This is a genomic window from Variovorax sp. HW608 (assembly GCF_900090195.1).
GTDB lineage: Bacteria > Pseudomonadota > Gammaproteobacteria > Burkholderiales > Burkholderiaceae_C > Variovorax.
On the sequence record NZ_LT607803.1, the window covers coordinates 4,578,456 to 4,594,592 of the forward strand.

General features: G+C 67.3%; 17 protein-coding genes. 7 read left to right on the plus strand and 10 right to left on the minus strand.

Annotated features, from left to right (window positions below; all coding sequences use genetic code 11):
• The first annotated feature begins 65 nt into the window (after positions 1-65).
• The 4 genes from rplU (at position 66) to proB (ending at position 2,937) form a co-directional block, all read left to right on the plus strand.
• Positions 66-377 (plus strand): 50S ribosomal protein L21, encoded by a 312-nt coding sequence (gene rplU / locus VAR608DRAFT_RS21560; protein ID WP_088955919.1) that lies wholly within the window; start codon positions 66-68, stop codon positions 375-377.
• 21 nt (positions 378-398) lie between these two features.
• Entirely contained in the window at positions 399-656 is a 258-nt protein-coding gene (rpmA, locus tag VAR608DRAFT_RS21565; protein ID WP_088955920.1) for a 50S ribosomal protein L27, read from the plus strand.
• A gap of 67 nt (positions 657-723) precedes the next feature.
• On the plus strand, positions 724-1,779 hold the full coding sequence (gene cgtA / locus VAR608DRAFT_RS21570; protein ID WP_088955921.1) for an Obg family GTPase CgtA: 1,056 nt from the start codon (positions 724-726) through the stop codon (positions 1,777-1,779).
• Positions 1,780-1,791: 12 nt separating this feature from the next.
• Positions 1,792-2,937 carry a glutamate 5-kinase gene (proB, locus tag VAR608DRAFT_RS21575; RefSeq protein WP_088955922.1) on the plus strand — a complete coding sequence of 382 codons (1,146 nt, stop codon included), beginning with the start codon at positions 1,792-1,794 and terminating at the stop codon, positions 2,935-2,937.
• A 4-nt stretch (positions 2,938-2,941) separates the two neighbouring features.
• Here proB and VAR608DRAFT_RS21580 read toward each other — a convergent pair whose 3' ends face one another.
• Together VAR608DRAFT_RS21580 and VAR608DRAFT_RS21585 are read right to left on the minus strand one after the other, a co-directional pair.
• The gene (locus tag VAR608DRAFT_RS21580; protein WP_231972914.1) at positions 2,942-3,472 is read right to left on the minus strand and encodes a CNP1-like family protein; all 531 of its coding nucleotides are present in this window, start codon (positions 3,470-3,472) and stop codon (positions 2,942-2,944) included.
• Positions 3,429-4,085 (minus strand): RNA pyrophosphohydrolase, encoded by a 657-nt coding sequence (locus VAR608DRAFT_RS21585; RefSeq protein ID WP_088955924.1) that lies wholly within the window; start codon positions 4,083-4,085, stop codon positions 3,429-3,431. Before VAR608DRAFT_RS21585 ends, VAR608DRAFT_RS21580 begins: the two co-directional genes overlap by 44 nt.
• A 122-nt stretch (positions 4,086-4,207) precedes the next feature.
• On the opposite strand from VAR608DRAFT_RS21585, the gene VAR608DRAFT_RS21590 reads away from it, so the two are divergent.
• Both VAR608DRAFT_RS21590 and VAR608DRAFT_RS21595 read left to right on the plus strand, forming a co-directional pair.
• The gene (locus VAR608DRAFT_RS21590) at positions 4,208-5,956 is read left to right on the plus strand and encodes a proline--tRNA ligase (protein ID WP_088955925.1); all 1,749 of its coding nucleotides are present in this window, start codon (positions 4,208-4,210) and stop codon (positions 5,954-5,956) included.
• Positions 5,957-6,077: 121 nt separating this feature from the next.
• Complete coding sequence (locus VAR608DRAFT_RS21595; protein ID WP_172843885.1) at positions 6,078-6,737, plus strand: lytic transglycosylase domain-containing protein; 660 nt, start codon at positions 6,078-6,080, stop codon at positions 6,735-6,737.
• On the opposite strand, the gene VAR608DRAFT_RS21600 is transcribed toward VAR608DRAFT_RS21595, so the two are convergent.
• The 7 genes from VAR608DRAFT_RS21600 to hemA form a co-directional block, all read right to left on the minus strand.
• The gene (locus VAR608DRAFT_RS21600) at positions 6,715-8,055 is read right to left on the minus strand and encodes a hemolysin family protein (RefSeq protein ID WP_088958900.1); all 1,341 of its coding nucleotides are present in this window, start codon (positions 8,053-8,055) and stop codon (positions 6,715-6,717) included. The two genes, VAR608DRAFT_RS21595 and VAR608DRAFT_RS21600, sit on opposite strands and share 23 nt — an antisense overlap.
• A gap of 76 nt (positions 8,056-8,131) precedes the next feature.
• Positions 8,132-9,124: an AAA family ATPase gene (locus tag VAR608DRAFT_RS21605; protein WP_088955926.1), complete on the minus strand. Its 993-nt coding sequence runs from the start codon at positions 9,122-9,124 to the stop codon at positions 8,132-8,134.
• A 98-nt stretch (positions 9,125-9,222) separates the two neighbouring features.
• Positions 9,223-9,702, minus strand: coding sequence for a cupin domain-containing protein (locus VAR608DRAFT_RS21610; protein ID WP_088955927.1), 480 nt, complete (start codon positions 9,700-9,702; stop codon positions 9,223-9,225).
• Positions 9,699-10,016: a Grx4 family monothiol glutaredoxin gene (gene grxD / locus VAR608DRAFT_RS21615; protein ID WP_088955928.1), complete on the minus strand. Its 318-nt coding sequence runs from the start codon at positions 10,014-10,016 to the stop codon at positions 9,699-9,701. The genes VAR608DRAFT_RS21610 and grxD overlap by 4 nt, the downstream gene beginning before the upstream one ends.
• Positions 10,017-10,046: 30 nt before the next feature.
• Positions 10,047-10,859, minus strand: a complete 813-nt coding sequence (gene prmC / locus VAR608DRAFT_RS21620) for a peptide chain release factor N(5)-glutamine methyltransferase (RefSeq protein ID WP_172843989.1) — start codon at positions 10,857-10,859, stop codon at positions 10,047-10,049.
• A gap of 38 nt (positions 10,860-10,897) precedes the next feature.
• Positions 10,898-11,986 (minus strand): peptide chain release factor 1, encoded by a 1,089-nt coding sequence (prfA, locus tag VAR608DRAFT_RS21625; protein WP_088955930.1) that lies wholly within the window; start codon positions 11,984-11,986, stop codon positions 10,898-10,900.
• Positions 11,987-12,078: 92 nt separating this feature from the next.
• On the minus strand, positions 12,079-13,365 hold the full coding sequence (gene hemA, locus VAR608DRAFT_RS21630) for a glutamyl-tRNA reductase (RefSeq protein WP_088955931.1): 1,287 nt from the start codon (positions 13,363-13,365) through the stop codon (positions 12,079-12,081).
• 72 nt (positions 13,366-13,437) lie between these two features.
• On the opposite strand from hemA, the gene VAR608DRAFT_RS21635 reads away from it, so the two are divergent.
• Positions 13,438-13,716, plus strand: coding sequence for a hypothetical protein (locus tag VAR608DRAFT_RS21635; protein WP_088955932.1), 279 nt, complete (start codon positions 13,438-13,440; stop codon positions 13,714-13,716).
• On the opposite strand, the gene VAR608DRAFT_RS21640 is transcribed toward VAR608DRAFT_RS21635, so the two are convergent.
• On the minus strand, positions 13,713-16,136 hold the full coding sequence (locus VAR608DRAFT_RS21640) for a DUF3772 domain-containing protein (RefSeq protein WP_088955933.1): 2,424 nt from the start codon (positions 16,134-16,136) through the stop codon (positions 13,713-13,715). The two genes, VAR608DRAFT_RS21635 and VAR608DRAFT_RS21640, sit on opposite strands and share 4 nt — an antisense overlap.
• Between the last annotated feature and the right edge of the window lies 1 nt (position 16,137).

A 16,137-nucleotide genomic window follows, 5' to 3' on the forward strand; every position in this document is an offset into this window, starting at 1 on the left:
CTACGTGCTAGAATCGCCGGCTCTGCGGAATTCGCCGTAGAGCCATCTTTTCCCAAGAGGTTTACATGTACGCGGTCATAAAAACCGGCGGCAAGCAGTATCGCGTTGCTTCCGGCGAAAAAATCAAAGTAGAACAGATTGCTGCGGACGTAGGCCAGGAAATCGTGATCGACCAGGTGCTCGCAGTCGGCGACGGCAGCGCAATCAAGGTTGGTACGCCCCTGGTGTCCGGTGCAACGGTAACGGCAACCGTGTTGTCGCACGGCAAGCACGACAAGGTTCGCATCTTCAAGATGCGCCGTCGCAAGCACTATCAGAAACGTCAAGGCCATCGCCAGCAGTTCACCGAACTGCAAATCGGCGCGATCGCCGCTTAACCCAGGTCGGGAGCTGATTCCATGGCACAGAAAAAAGGCGGCGGCTCTACGCGAAACGGGCGCGATTCGAAGCCCAAGATGCTCGGCGTGAAGGCCTTCGGCGGCGAACTGATCAGCGCGGGCTCGATCATCGTGCGCCAGCGCGGCACCCAGTTCCACCCCGGTGTGAACGTCGGCGTCGGCAAGGATCACACCTTGTTCGCCCTGGTCGACGGCCATGTGTCGTTCGGCACCAAGGGTGCGCTCAACAAGCAGACGGTCAGCGTGACCCCGGCCTGAGCCGATCACTTCGATCTTTCGAAGCCCCGCTTTGCCGGGGCTTCTTCATTTGTAAACTGGACATCTCATGAAGTTCGTCGACGAAGCCTTCATCGACATTGCCGCTGGCGATGGCGGCAACGGCTGCGTGTCGTTCCGCCATGAGAAGTACAAGGAGTTCGGCGGCCCGAACGGCGGCGATGGCGGTCGAGGCGGCCATGTCTTCGCCGTTGCCGATCCGAACCTGAACACGCTCGTCGATTTCCGCTATTCGCGTCGTCACGAAGCCAAGCGGGGCCAGCACGGCATGGGGTCGGACATGTTCGGTGCCGCAGGCGACGACATCACCCTCAAGATGCCGGTCGGCACGATCATTTCCGACGCCGAGTCGGGCGAAGTGCTCTACGAGCTGCTGAATCCTGGCGAGGTGATCACCATCGCCAAGGGCGGCGACGGCGGGTTCGGCAACATGCGCTTCAAGAGCGCGATCAACCGTGCCCCGCGCCAGAAGACGCCGGGCTGGCCCGGCGAGAAGAAGAGTCTCAAGCTCGAACTGAAGGTGTTGGCCGACGTCGGCCTGCTGGGCATGCCGAACGCCGGCAAGTCGACCTTCATCAGCGCCGTTTCCAACGCCCGTCCGCGGGTGGCCGACTACCCCTTCACCACGCTTCACCCCAATCTGGGCGTCGTCCGCGTGGGGCCCGAGCAGAGCTTCGTCGTGGCCGACCTGCCCGGTCTGATCGAAGGGGCCTCCGACGGTGCCGGGCTCGGGCATCAGTTCCTGCGCCATTTGCAGCGCACGCGCTTGTTGCTGCATGTGGTCGACCTCGCGCCGTTCGACGAGGGCGTCGATCCGGTCGCGCAGGCGAAGGCGATCGTCGGCGAGCTCAAGAAGTACGATCCCCAGCTGTACGAAAAGCCGCGCTGGCTGGTCCTGAACAAACTCGACATGATCCCGCTCGACGAGCGCGCTGCGCGCGTGAAGGATTTCGTCAAGCGCCTTCGCTTCAAGGGGCCGGTCTTCGAGATCTCCGCCCTCACGCGGGAGGGCTGTGAGCCGCTCGTGCAGGCAATCTATCAGCAGGTCAAGGCTCAGCAGGAAGCCGAGCAGCCGCCCGCCGAGGTCGATCCGCGGTTTTCCTGAGTTTCAATTCCCATGACATCAAGTTCCGGTTCGGCCGCACTTCGTGACGCCCGTCGCATCGTCGTCAAGGTGGGCTCGAGCCTCGTCACCAACGAAGGCCGGGGGCTGGATGAGAACGCCATCGGCGAGTGGTGCCGTCAGCTGGCGACATTGGTGCGCGACGGCCGCGAAGTGGTCATGGTGTCGAGCGGCGCGGTCGCGGAAGGGATGAAGCGGCTCGGCTGGCGGACTCGTCCGCACGAAGTCCACGAACTCCAGGCCGCCGCCGCCGTCGGCCAGATGGGCCTGGCGCAGATCTACGAAACGAAGCTGCGCGAGAACGGCCTCGGGAGTGCGCAGGTCCTGCTCACCCACGCGGACCTCGCCGATCGCGAGCGCTATCTGAATGCCCGCAGCACCCTCGTGACGCTGCTCGCACTGGGCGTGGTGCCGGTCATCAACGAAAACGACACCGTCGTCAACGACGAGATCAAGTTCGGCGACAACGACACGCTCGGCGCGCTGGTCGCCAACCTCGTCGAAGCCGACGCGCTCGTCATCCTGACGGACCAGAAGGGCCTGTACACGGCCGACCCGCGCAAGGACCCCGAGGCCCGCTTCGTGCACGAGGCGACCGCCGGCGATCCCGCGCTGGAGGTCATGGCCGGCGGCGCAGGCAGCAGCATCGGGCGCGGCGGCATGATCACCAAGATTCTCGCGGCCAAGCGCGCGGCGGGTTCCGGTGCCTCGACGGTGATCGCCTGGGGGCGCGAGCCCGACGCGCTCCTGCGGCTGACGCGCGGGGAGTCCATCGGGACGCTCCTGCTCGCGCAAACGGCCAAGCACCAGGCGCGCAAGCGGTGGATGGCCGATCACCTGCAGCTGCGCGGCGCTGTGTCGGTAGACGCCGGTGCGGCCGCCAAGGTGCGCGGCGAAGGCAAGAGCCTGCTGCCGATCGGCATGACCGGGGTCGAGGGGGACTTCTCTCGCGGCGATGTGATCGCCATCCGCGACGAGCAGGGCTTCGAGCTTGCCCGCGGGCTGGCGAACTACTCGAGCGCCGAGGCTCGCCTGCTGTGCCGCAAACCGTCCTCCGAGTTCGAGCGGCTTCTCGGCTACGTCGCCGAGGCCGAAATGGTCCATCGGGACAACATGGTCCTGATGCCTGACGGCCGCTGACCGCCTACTCGACTTCCCGGATCGGCGTCTTCAGGAACCGGATCATCTCGCCGACCGATGCACGCGGTGCGTGGCCGCGGCACAGCCCCTGGTTGGCCAGGGCCTGGGTGTAGCGCGAAGTCCGGTCGCCGATCCGCTTCCACTCGGGCGCTTGCACAGCCTCCCACGATCCGCCGCTGGTGAAGCGCGCGTAGGTCTTGTATTCATCGGTGGCGCAGTGCACGCCTTCGTAGAAGGCGTTGAATCCGCCCCCCTCCTTGTTCATGGCGACGATCACGTAGCGCACCACGCCATCGCCGGTCACCTTGATGGTGTTCGGGTCGACGCCGAACTTCAGGCTCGAATAGCGCGGCATCTCGATGTCGACCAGCTTGTCCTGGCTGAACGCGGGCGGCGGGGGCGCCTCCGATTCCTTCCAGTCGGAATCTCCGAACAGCTCGGCATGCGCAAGGCCCGAGGCGCCTAGAACACAGGCAAGTACAGCGCTCCCGCTAGCGCGGAGCAGAAAACGGGTCGCTTGTCGAGGGAGACTCATTCGCAAGATTGGCATTCGGATTGGGATCGAAGCTGGCGCCGGGCGGCAGTTCGAAGGTCGGTTCGTGGCCTGGCCCGGGCGGATGTCGCTCGAATTCGCGGGCGCGCACGTTGCTGCGCAGGAAGCGGTTGCGGAAATCCTGCCGCGGCAGGTAGCGGGCAAGTTCGGTCAGCGCCATTTCATAGACGCCGCGCTTGAATTCGACGACCACGTCCAGTGGCACCCAGTAGTCGTGCCAACGCCATGCGTCGAATTCCGGATGATCGGTGGCACGCAGGTTCAGGTCCCAGTCGTGGCCGATCAATTGCAGCAGATACCAGATCTGCTTCTGGCCTTTGTAGTGGCCGCGTGCGTCACGGCGGATGAACCGATCCGGCACCTCGTAGCGCAACCAGTCGCGGGTACGGGCCACGATCCGTACATGCTCCGGGTGGAGGCCGATTTCCTCGTGCAGTTCCCGGAACATGGCCTGCTCGGGGCTTTCGCCGCGATCGATGCCGCCTTGAGGAAACTGCCAGGAGTGTGTACGAATTCGCTTACCCCAGAAAACCTGGTTTCTCTGGTTGAGCAGGATGATGCCGACGTTGGGCCTGAAGCCGTCCCGGTCGAGCATAATCAAACCCCAATTTTTTGAACTGAGTCGATTATGCCTGCCGAGTTGCGCACGGCAAGCGGCCAGTCCCGGGGCCCGAGGGCCCATCCGTTGCATCCTACCTCTCCACTTCTGCGCATCCGATGAAAGCTTCCCAGTTCTTTATCTCCACCCTCAAGGAAGCACCGGCGGATGCCGAAATCGTCAGCCACCGGCTCATGATGCGGGCCGGCATGATCAAGAAGCTGGGCACCGGCATCTACACCTACATGCCGATGGGCTTGCGCGTGATCCGCAAGGTCGAGGCGATCGTGCGCGAGGAAATGAACCGCGCCGGCGCCGTCGAGCTGACCATGCCGGTGGTCCAGCCGTCCGAATTCTGGGAGGAGAGCGGCCGCTTCCAGGCCTACGGCCCGGAGCTCCTGCGCATCAAGGACCGGCACGAGCGTTCCTTCGTGATCCAGCCGACCAGCGAGGAGGTCGTGACCGACATCGCCCGCCAGGAAATCCGCAGCTACAAGCAGCTGCCGAAGAACTTCTACCAGATCCAGACCAAGTTCCGCGATGAGCGCCGGCCGCGCTTCGGCCTGATGCGCGGCCGCGAATTCACCATGAAGGACGCCTACAGCTTCGACCGCGACCTGGATGCCGCCAAGGCCAGCTACAAGGTGATGGCCGACGCCTACCGGAAGATCTTCGACCGCTTCGGCCTGCGCTACCGGGCGGTGGCCGCCGACAGCGGCGCGATCGGCGGCGACGTCAGCCAGGAATTCCAGGTCATCGCCGCCACCGGCGAGGACGCGATCGTCTACTGCCCGGGCAGCGATTACGCCGCCAACATGGAAAAGGCCGAGGCGCTCGCGCCGTCCGGCCCCCGTCCCGCGGCGGCCAAGCCGATGACCAGGACGCCGACGCCGGGCAAGGCCACCTGCGAAGAGGTCGCCGAGCTGCTGGGCGTGCCGCTCTCGACCACGGTGAAGTCGCTCGTTCTCGCGACCGACATCCTCGATGAGGCGGGCGAGATCAAGGGTGCCGAAATCTGGCTGCTGCTGGTTCGCGGCGATCACGACATGAACGAGATCAAGGTCGGCAAGGTGCCGGGGCTCGACCAGGGCTTCCGCTTCGCGACCACCGCCGAGATCGAGGACCACTTCGGCTGCAAGCCGGGCTACCTCGGGCCGCTGAACCGGAAGCAGTCGGTCAGGATCGTCGCCGACCGCGAGGTGGCCGTGATGGCGGACTGGATCTGCGGCGCCAACGAAGTCGACTTCCACATCACCGGCGTCAACTGGGGCCGCGATCTGCCCGAGCCCGATGCCGTGGCCGACCTCCGCAACGTGGTTGCCGGCGATCTCTCGCCCGATGGCAAGGGCGTGCTGGCGATCGAGCGCGGCATCGAGATCGGCCATGTGTTCGTGCTCGGCACCAAGTACAGCAAGCCGATGAACGCGACCTTCCTCGATGAAGCGGGCAAGCCCCAGTTCATGGAAATGGGCTGCTACGGCATCGGCATCACGCGCCTGCCGGCGGCGGCGATCGAGCAGAACAACGACGAGCGCGGGATCATCTGGCCCGACGCGATCGCGCCGTTCACCGTGGTCATCTGCCCGATCGGCATGGACCGCAGCGCCGAGGTCAAGACCGCCGCCGAAGCGCTCCACGACCAGTTGCTGGCGGCCTGCGTCGACGTGATGCTCGACGACCGCGGCGAGCGGCCCGGTGCGATGTTTGCCGACTGGGAACTGATCGGTGTGCCGCACCGCGTGGTGATTTCCGATCGTGGCCTGAAGGAAGGCCAGTACGAATACCAGCACCGCCGCGAAACCTCCGCGACCAAGGTGCCGGCTGCCGGCATCGCGGATTTCATCACCGGCCGGCTGGCCGCTGCATGAGCCGCCCGGCCGTTCCGAAGGCGAATCCCGAAGCGCCGCTGCGCGAGGGTAGCCCAATGAGCCCCCGCCCGGCCGTTCCGAAGGGGGCTCGCACCGCAGTGCGAAGCACGAAGGTTACCCAATGACCCCCGTGGCGCCGATGGATGCGCCCGGACTTTCGCGACGCCTGTGCCTGGGCGGCGCCGCAGCCGGGGCGCTGACCCTGGCGCTGCCGACGCCGGCGCTGGCCGGCGCCCAGATCGAGGAACCCCTGATCGACTCGGTGCGCACCGCGTTGACCGCGGCGATCCGCAACACGGCGCCGCCGGTTCCCGAGTTCAAGGACACCGCGTCGCGCCTGGCCTACCTGCGCTGGCTCGGCGAGATGAGCGAACGGCTGAAGAAGAAGCTTCCCGACTGGCCCATGCGCAAGGAATTCCTGCAGACCGTCTGGTACGAGTCGCGCCGCGCGGGGCTCGACGTGAGCCTCGTGCTCGGCCTGGTCCAGGTCGAGAGCAACTTCCGCAAATTCGCCGTCTCGAGCGTCGGGGCGCGGGGCTACATGCAGGTGATGCCGTTCTGGACCCGCTCGATCGGCGACGGCGATCCGTCCACGCTCTTCCACATGCAGACCAACCTGCGCTTCGGTTGCGTGATCCTGCGGCACTACCTCGACCGCGAGGGCGGCGATCTGTTCATGACGCTCGGTCGCTACAACGGCAGCCGCGGCAAGTCGCCTTACCCGAGCGCCGTGTTCGCGAACCAGCGCCTGTGGGTGTTCAAGGATTCCCGCCCGGATTGAGGCTTGCGGCCAGATCGGCGCTTGCCGCCGGCTTGCCGCGCGTGACCATCACCTGGTCGATGCGGAAGCTGTCCACGTCCATCACCTCGAAGGTGTAGCCGGCCCAGGTCACGCTGTCGGTCCGCTTGGGCACGCGGCGCAGCATCACCATCAGGAAGCCGGCGAGGGTCTCGTACTCCTCGCGGTGCGGCAGCTCTTCGAGGTCGAGCGCGCGCTCCACGTCCTGGATCGGCGTGACGCCGTCGATCAGCCACGAGTTCTCGTCGCGCTTGACGATCTGCTGCTCCTCGTCCTGCGCGCCGACGAAGTCGCCCATCACGGTGCTCATGACGTCGTTCAGCGTGATCACGCCGACCACCAGGCTGTACTCGTTGACGATGATCGCGAAGTCCTCGTGCGCCTGCCGGAACTGTTCGAGCATCTCGGTGAGCGAGAGCCTGTCGGGGACCACCAGCGCCTTGTGCAGCGGCAAGCCGTGTTCGAAGGAGAGCGGCTGGCCGCTCAGCACGCGCTGGAACATGAACTTGGCGTCCACATAGCCGAGCACATGGTCGATATCGCCGTCGCACACCGGATAGGCGGAAAAGGGTTCGGCCATGATGCGGGCGCGCAGCACCGACTCGGCGTCATCCTTGAGGAACCAGGCGATGCGGTCGCGCGAGGTCATCACGCTGCTGACGAGCCGGGTGTCGAGCTCGAAGACGTTCGCGATCACCTGCTGTTCCCGCTCAGCGAGCACGCCGGCCCGGGCGCCGGCTTCGGTCATCGCGAGGATGTCGGCCGAGGTGATCTTCTCGTCGCGCTCAGCCGGCATGCGAAGCAGCTTGAAGAGCAGGTCCGTGCTGACGGTAAAGAGCCAGACCAGCGGCTTCATGGCAGTGATCAGCATCCCCATCGGCCCGACCATCCGCACCGCGAGCCGTTCGGGATTGCTCATGCCCAGCCGCTTCGGAAAGAGGTCGGCGAAGATCAGGAAGATCGCGATGATCGTGACGAACGACGCGAGGAACGCGGCGGTCTGCGAGGCCTTCGGGCTGAGCCACAGGTCGAACAGGTCGGCGAAATAGGGGCTGAGCGATCCCTCGCCGACGACGCCGCCCAGGATCGCGACCGCGTTGAGTCCGATCTGCACCACGGTGAAATAGTGGCCCGGTTGCTCCTGCATGCGCAGCACGCGCTCGGCGCGCAGATCGCCCTCGTCGGCCATTTGCCGCAGGCGCAGGCGGCGCGAAGCCGCGAGGGATATCTCGGCGAGGGAGAAGAAGGCGCTCGTCGCGATCAGCGCGACGATGACCAGCAGGCTTTGGGTCAGGGTCATGGGTCGGTCGTCGAAGACCGACATGGTGCCACGAGAGCGGCGAGCGCTCAGCCGTGAAGCCGCCCGGCCGCGGGGCCTACTGCACGAATCCCATGCGGCCGCGCTGAACGCCGGCGCGCGGCAGGTCCTCCACGCGAACCTCGTCGCGGCCGGCGAGCCGGGCATTGCCGAAGCCGGTCATCAGCGCGCGTCGCATCTCGCGCGGCGCCAGCGTGGCGAGCAGGTCCAGCACGTCGCTCGAAGGTTCCGGCGCCAGGCGCCGGCCCCAGTCGTGGTCGCCGCGGATCGATGCGTAGAGCTGGTGCGCGATCTGGCGCGAGGCTTCGGGCGAGGGCGCCTCGATCTCGAACACGTTCATGCGGTTCAGGATCGGTTCGGGGATGCTGCGCTCGTCGTTGGCGGTCGTGATCCAGATCACCTGGCTGGCGTCGATCGGCACTTCGGCGAACTCGTCGACGAAGGCGTGCGCGGTGTCGTGCTCCAGCAGGTTGTAGAGTGCGCCGAGCGGGTCGTACTGGGTGTCCGCGCCGGCCTTGTCGATCTCGTCGATGACCATCACCGGATTGGCGTACTGGCCGTCCACCAGCGCCTCGAACACCTTGCCGGGCTTGGCGCCCTTCCATTGCGAGGAGGCGCCGGAAAGCAGCCAGCCGGCGGTCATCGAGTTCATCGGCACCAGCGACATGCCGGTCCCGAGCAGCTCGGCGAGCTTGCGCGCGAAGTGGGTCTTGCCGATGCCCGGCGGCCCCACCAGCAGCATCGGCGTGACTTCGAGTCCGTCGCGGCTGTCCTGCGAGAGGGCGACATGGCGACGCACGTCGTCGAGCACCTCGGTGAAGTTGGGCAGTTGCGCGTAAAGGCCGGACATCTCCGGCACACCGCTGGGCTTGACCTGGAAGCGTTCGGGGCCGCGCTCCAGCATGCGTTCGTAGGTGGTGCGCAGGTGTTCGTGATCGTGATCCGGAAGCTTCGCGAGCTTGCGCTCGACATCCTGCGTCTGGAAGACGCTGCGCAGGTGAGCGACCGGCAGTTGGAACGACGACGCTGGCACGAGACTGCGGGATTCCATGGACACCTCCGTTTCGGACACTCGAACACAGCATAAGCCGTGCCCAACGTCCGCGGGTGTCTATGTTTTCTCGGATTTGCCGATTCGTCGCGCGGCGCTCAAATACCGCCTTGCGGGTGCGTGGGATCGACCCAGAGCACCGATTCGGGCTTCTCGACGGGCTCGATGTCGAGGTTGATAGCGACCGCTTCGCCATCGCTGCGGCACAGCACGCATTCGAGCGCTTCGGTCTCGCTGGCGTTGATTTCCTGGTGCGGCACGTAGGGCGGCACGTAGATGAAATCGCCGGGACCGGCCTCTGCCGTGTATTCCAGGTGTTCGCCCCAGCGCATGCGGGCGCGGCCCCGCACGACGTAGATCACCGATTCGAGATGGCCGTGATGGTGCGCGCCGGTTTTCGCATTCGCGTGGATGGTGACGGTGCCGGCCCAGAGCTTCTGCGCACCGACGCGCGCGAAGTTGATCGCGGCTGCGCGGTTCATGCCCGGCGTCTGGGCCGTGTTGGTGTCGAGCTGGTTGCCGGGGATGACGCGCACGCCGTCATGTTTCCAGGCATCGCCAGCCTGGGGGTGAGTCATGCGTTCAGCATCTGCTGCAGTTCGCCGGACTCGTACATCTCCATCATGATGTCCGAGCCGCCGACGAACTCGCCCTTGACGTAGAGCTGGGGAATCGTCGGCCAGTTGCTGTATTCCTTGATGCCCTGGCGGATGGCATCGTCTTCCAGCACGTTGACGGTCTTGAGGGTCTTGGGGTCCACGCCCACGGCCTTGAGGATCTGGATCGCGCGACCGGAGAAGCCGCACATCGGAAAGCTGGCGTTGCCCTTCATGAAGAGCACAAGGTCGTTGGTCTTGACGAGATCGTCGATGCGTTGCTGGGCGTCGGACATGGGAGCACTCCTGAAATTGGGCTGGGCGGATTATTTCACCGCACGCCAGATCCCGCCGGAACATCTCGCGATGCCGGCGAGGTCGTCGCGGCTTTGGGCTTCGGAGAAGCCGCGCTGCGAGAGCAGTTGCCGGACCGCCTCGGCCTGGTCGTAGCCGTGTTCCAGCAGGAGCCATCCGCCGGCCGCGAGGTGCGCCGGGGCGGCCTCGACGATGCGGCGAATGTCGTCCAGCCCGTCCTCGCCGGAGACCAGCGCGCCCTGGGGCTCATGCTGCAGTGCCGCAAGATGGATGTCGTTGCGCGGGATGTACGGTGGGTTCGACACGATCAGGTCGTAGCCCGCGTCGGCGTCGGCGAGCCAGTCCGCCAGCTGGAAGCGCACCGGCAGCCCCAGGCGCTCGGCGTTGCCGCGCGCGACCGCCAGGGCATCCGCGCTGGCGTCGACCGCCGTGACCCGGGCATCGCGCCGCGCGTTCTGGATCGCGAGCGCGATGGCGCCGCTGCCCGTGCCGAGGTCGAGCACCGACGGCGCCGCCCGTCCGTCGATGCACTGAAGCGCCCACTCGACCAGTGTTTCGGTGTCGGGGCGCGGCACCAGCACGCGGCGGTCGACCTGAAGGCGCAGGCCGTGGAACTCCTTCTCCCCGACCAGGTAGGCCACCGGCTCGCCGGCCTTGCGGCGGGCGCAAAGGCGCGCGTAGTCCGGCCAGATCGCGTCGTCGAGCGGATCGGCGTCGTGCACGAGCAGCCAGGCCCGATCGGTCGGCTGCCGCCCGAGCACATGCAAGAGGAGGAGTTGGGCGTCGAGGCGGTCGATGCCCATCGACGCCGCCGCGGACAGCATGGCGGCCGGCGTTGCGGGGGAGAGCGGGTAGGTGGAAGTCACGCCGGCAAGCTGGCTTCGAGCTCCGCAAGCTGCTCGGCCTCGCGCGCGGCCTTCAGCGCGTCCAGCACTTCGCCGAGGTCGCCTTCCATGATCGCGAGCAGCTTGTAGAGCGTGAGATTGATGCGGTGGTCGGTGAGCCGGCCCTGCGGGAAGTTGTAGGTGCGAATGCGGTCGCTGCGGTCGCCGCTGCCCACCAACCCCTTGCGCAGCGCGGCGTCCTTGGCGGCGCGCTCGCTGCGTTCCCTTTCCTGGATGCGCGCCGACAGCACCTGCAGCGCCTTGGCCTTGTTGCGGTGCTGGCTGCGGTCGTCCTGGCACTCGGCCACGATGCCGGTCGGGATGTGCGTGATGCGCACCGCCGAATCGGTCTTGTTGATGTGCTGTCCGCCGGCGCCGCTGGCGCGGAAGGTGTCGATGCGCAGGTCGGCCGGGTTGATCTGCACGGCCTGTGCTTCGTCCGGCTCGGCCAGCACGGCGACGGTGCAGGCGCTGGTGTGGATGCGGCCCTGCGTTTCGGTCGCCGGCACGCGCTGCACCCGATGGCCGCCCGATTCGAAGCGCAGCCGGCCGTAGACATCGGCGCCGACGACGCGGACCACGACTTCCTTGTAGCCGCCGAGCTCGCTTTCGCTTTCGCTCACGATCTCGCAGCGCCAGCCGGCGCGGTCGGCGTAGCGGGTGTACATGCGCAGCAGGTCGCCGGCGAACAGCGCGGATTCGTCGCCGCCGGTGCCGGCGCGGATTTCGAGGAAGGCGTTGCGCGCGTCGTCCGGGTCCTTGGGCAGCAGCAGGCGCTGGAGTTCGTCCTCGAGCTGCACCAGCTCCGCTTCGGCGCTCGCGATCTCTTCCTGCGCCATCTCGGCCATGTCGGGGTCTTCGAGCATCTCGCGCGCGCCGGCCAAGTCGGCTTCGCGCTGCTTGTAGCGGCCGTAGCGGCCGGCGATCTGCGTCACCTCCGCATGCTCGCGCGAGATGGTGCGGTACTGCGCCATGTCGGACATGATGTCTTCGCGCGAAAGCAGGAAATCGAGTTCGCCGAGGCGTTGCGCGTAGCGCTCGAGCTGGTGACGCAAAAAGGGTTTCACGGGAGATCGGGGCAGATTGCGGAAGAGGTTGACCGCAGAGGCGGTGCGGCAACGGCGGGTCGGCGCGCGGCGCCGGAAGAGAGCAGGCGTCGCTAACGCTCTTTGTTGCGCAGGTCGTTGCGCAGGAAGAGGCGCGAAATGGTCTGCGCCGTGTGCTCGCGCGCGGTGGCATCGCCCGCATGCAGCTCGGCCATCGCGCCGTGGAGCATCTTCTGCGTGATGCCGCGCGACAGCGCTTCGAGCACGGCGTCGATGTTCTCGCCCCGGGCGAGCAGCTTGCGCGCGCGCGCCAGTTCGGTCGCGCGCCACTCGTCGGTCTGCGCATTGAGCTGGCGGATCAGCGGCACGGTGCCGCGCTGGTCGAGCCAGTGCATGAAGCTCTGCACGCCGGCGTCGATGATGACCTCGGCCTGCGCCACCGCGGCCTGCCGGTTGGCGTGGCCCTGCTGCACGACCTGCGCCAGGTCGTCGACGGTGTAGAGATAGATGTCTTCGAGCGCCTTGACCTCGGGCTCGATGTCGCGCGGCACGGCCAGATCGACCATGAACATCGGGCGATGCTTGCGCAGCTTGAGCGCGCGTTCGACCGCACCGAGGCCGATCAGCGGCAGCGTGCTCGCGGTGCAGCTCACGACGATGTCGAACTCGGCCAGCCGGCCCGGCAGGTCGGCCAGGCGCATGGCTTCGCCGCCGAAGCGCGAAGCCAGTTTTTCGCCGCGCTCCAGTGTGCGGTTGGCGATCACGATGGACTTGGGCTGCTTGGCCGCGAAGTGCGTCACCGCGAGGTCGATCATCTCGCCGGCGCCGACGAAGAGGACGCGCGTGTGCTGGAGATCCTCGAAGAGCTGGCCGGCAAGCCGAACCGCGGCGGCGGCCATGCTGATCGAATGGGCGCCGATCTCGGTGGCGGTGCGGACTTCCTTCGCGACCGCGAAGGAGCGCTGGAACAGCTGGTTCAGCGTGCTGCCGAGCGATCCGGCGGTTTCGGCCGCGCGGATGGCGTCCTTCATCTGGCCGAGGATCTGCGCTTCGCCTAGGACCATCGAATCGAGCCCGCTCGCGACTCGGAAGGCGTGGCGCGCCGCCTGGTCGTCATGCAGCGTGTAGGCGTGCGAGCGCAGCAGCGCCGGCGACACGCCGCCGCTCTGGGCCAGCCAGTCGACGGTGTGGTCGAGCGCGAGATGTTCGGCCGCGCAGTAGATCTCGGTGCGGTTGCAAGTCGAGATGATGGCGGCTTCGACGTCGGGGTGCCGGCTGGAGCCGAAGGAGTGCCGCAGGCTGTGCAGCGTGGGGGCGATCTGGTCGACGGCGAACGCAAAACGACCGCGCAGATCGAGCGGCGCGGTCGTATGGTTCAAGCCCAGGGCCCAGACTGACATAGCCGGGGATTATAAAATCCGCCGCCCGCAGACGCGCCGGCATCCCAAAATGACCGCCCGGCGCCGACTCCCATGGCCCCGCTGGACTTTTTCGACCACCTCCTCAACTTCGTCGCCCCGGCCTTCGCCGTCGGCTTCCTGTGCGCGCTGCTCGGGCGGGTCGGCCTGGGGCCGTCGGGCCAGCGGATGGCCTGGTGGGTGCAGGGCGCCGTCAATTTCGGGGTCGGCGTCGCGGTGCTGGCGGCGGGTCTGATCGTCTTCGGGCAGGACGGCCGGATGGCGACCTATGGCGCGCTGGTGCTCGCGTGCGCCACCAGCCAATGGCTCGTTTCCGGCGCCTGGAGGCGCTAGGCGGTGGTGCCGGGCAGGATCCCCGGGGCGGGGGTGGCCACGGCTGGCGCGGGGGCCGGTGCGCCGGTCGGCGAGGGGATACCCGGATAGGCGGCCATCTGCAGATCGGCCTCGCGCAGGCCGTCGAGGATCGCGAACAGCACGTCGCTGCGGACCGTTCCGGCGATCCGCGGGCTCTGCACATAGGCCACCGCCTGGAAGATGAGGAAGCCGACCTCGACCCCTTCCAGCGTGACGCTCGGCGCCGGGGTCGACAGCACGCCGGGGTGATTGCCGAAGGCCGCGAGGATCACCTCCCGCGCCCGCGTCGCATGGGTGCTCAGCGGCATCGGCAGCCGGATCAGGACGCGGCCTTCCGCGTTCGCCAGCGTCATGTTGCGCACGGTCTTGGTGATGAACTCCGAGTTCGGCACGATCATCGTCGAGCGGTCTCCGAGCTGGATCTCGGTGGCCCGCACGTTGATGCGCCGGATGTCGCCCTCGGCGTTGCCCAGCACCACCCAGTCGCCGACCTTGACCGGCCGCTCCGCGAGCAGGATCAGCCCCGAGATGAAGTTCTGCACGATCGCCTGCAGGCCGAAACCGATGCCGACGGACAGCGCACTCGCCACCCAGGCGATGCGCTCGATGCCGATGCCCAGTGCGGAGAGCGCGAACGCGATCACCGTGATGCCGCCCACGTAGCCGAGCAGCGTGGTGATCGAGCTCTGCATGCCCGGCTCGAGCGCCGTGGTCGGCAGGAAGCGCCGGTCCAGCCAGTTCTTGACGATGCGCAGCGCGATGAAGCCCGCGACGAGCACCGCGGTCGCGCTGAAGATCGCGCCCGGCACCAGCTGGATCTCGCCGACCTTCACGCCGGTGCCGAACTTGCCGCTGCGCTGGAACACCTCGCCCGGACTGGTGCCCAGCGGCGTCGCGAGCGCGATGAGCATGTAGAAGAAGAGCGCGACCCGGCTCAGGCCCGACAGCGCGACCGCCGCCTGATCGAGCGTCCGCGACGCGAGCCCGAAGCTGGCCTGCAGCCGTTGGCCAAAGCTGCTGTGCGACGACACCACCGCCATGAACAGGTCGTCCGCGAACTTGAACAGCACGTAGAACGCCGCCAGGACGATGCCCGACCAATTCAGCTGCTGCGCCAGGAAGCTCGCCATCGCGACGTAACCGATGGCCACCAGGATCCAGATCACCACCAGGATCAGCGCGACCAGGCCCAGCACGATGCCGACCCAGAGGGGGCGTTCCGCCTCTTCCGCCGACGCAGCGGCAGCGGCCGTTTCTTCCGCGAACGGTGCCGCTTGCGAGGCGCGCAGCCGCAGGAGCATGGCGCCGATCATGCCGGTCAGCGCCAGTGCCACCACGACGTGCGTTGCGACCACGGCCGCGAAGCTGGCTTCCACGACGGCATTCACCTGCGTCGGCAGCCAGACCAGCGCCGCGACCAGGGCCATCAGCCAGGGGAACGGCGCCAGCTGCGCCGCCAGGGCGTCGGGTATCGGCGGCAGCCGCCACGAGGGCTGGCCGTTGGACAGCAGCGCTCGCCCGAGCCCGACCACGAAGGCGATGAAGATGCTCGACTGCACCATGGCATCCCCGAGCTTGCGCGTCTCGTCGCCCCAGACGCCATGCAGCTCGAAGGTCGTGTAGATGCCGCGGACGGCCAGGAAGACCAGGAGGACGTTGGCCGCGACGATCGCGATCACGAGCAGCGAGCGTCTCAATCGGCCCGCCGGAAGGACGTGCGCCGCAAGCTGGGTGAGTGTGTGTTCTGCCAGCCAGTTGCCCGGCAGGGCGATCAGTAGCGCGAAGAGCAGGCTGAAGACCACCGCCGTGATGTGCTCCGGCTGCGTCGCCACGCCCACGCTGGCCTTGATTTCCGAGCCGAGCGCCTGGAGCCGGTCGACGTCGCCGGACCACGCCTCGGCGAGATCGCCCCAGAACTCGCGTCCCAGCGGCGTGGGCGCGCGCTCGGTGAGCTGGGCCTCGAAGATGGCCCGGCGCTTGGCGAGCAGGTCGGTCGCGCGCTGCCGGGCATCGACCGCCACCAGCCGGGCCAGCCGGATATCGGCGTCGACCGCGTTGCGTTCCTTGGTGAGCGTGGCGCGTCGCGCCGTGATGTCCGGTGTTTCGGCCGCGGCGCCGCCGGCGGGCACGGGTCCGAGCTCTCCGAGCCGCGCGTTGAGGTCGTTGAGTTCGCCGGTGCGCGAGGCGATGAACTTCTCGGTCGCGGCGGTGATGGTGTTGAGCTGTGCGATCAGGGCGCTCACGTCCTCCGAGCTCTCGACCACCGTCGGCATCTTCTCGAGCTCGGCGCGCAGCGCCGCGATCGTGGGCTCGACCTGCTGGGCGTCGGCCTGCGCGAACGAGGCGCAGCAGAACAGGGCGGCCAGCAGCAGGGCCGCGAGGCGGGGGAACCAGCTCATG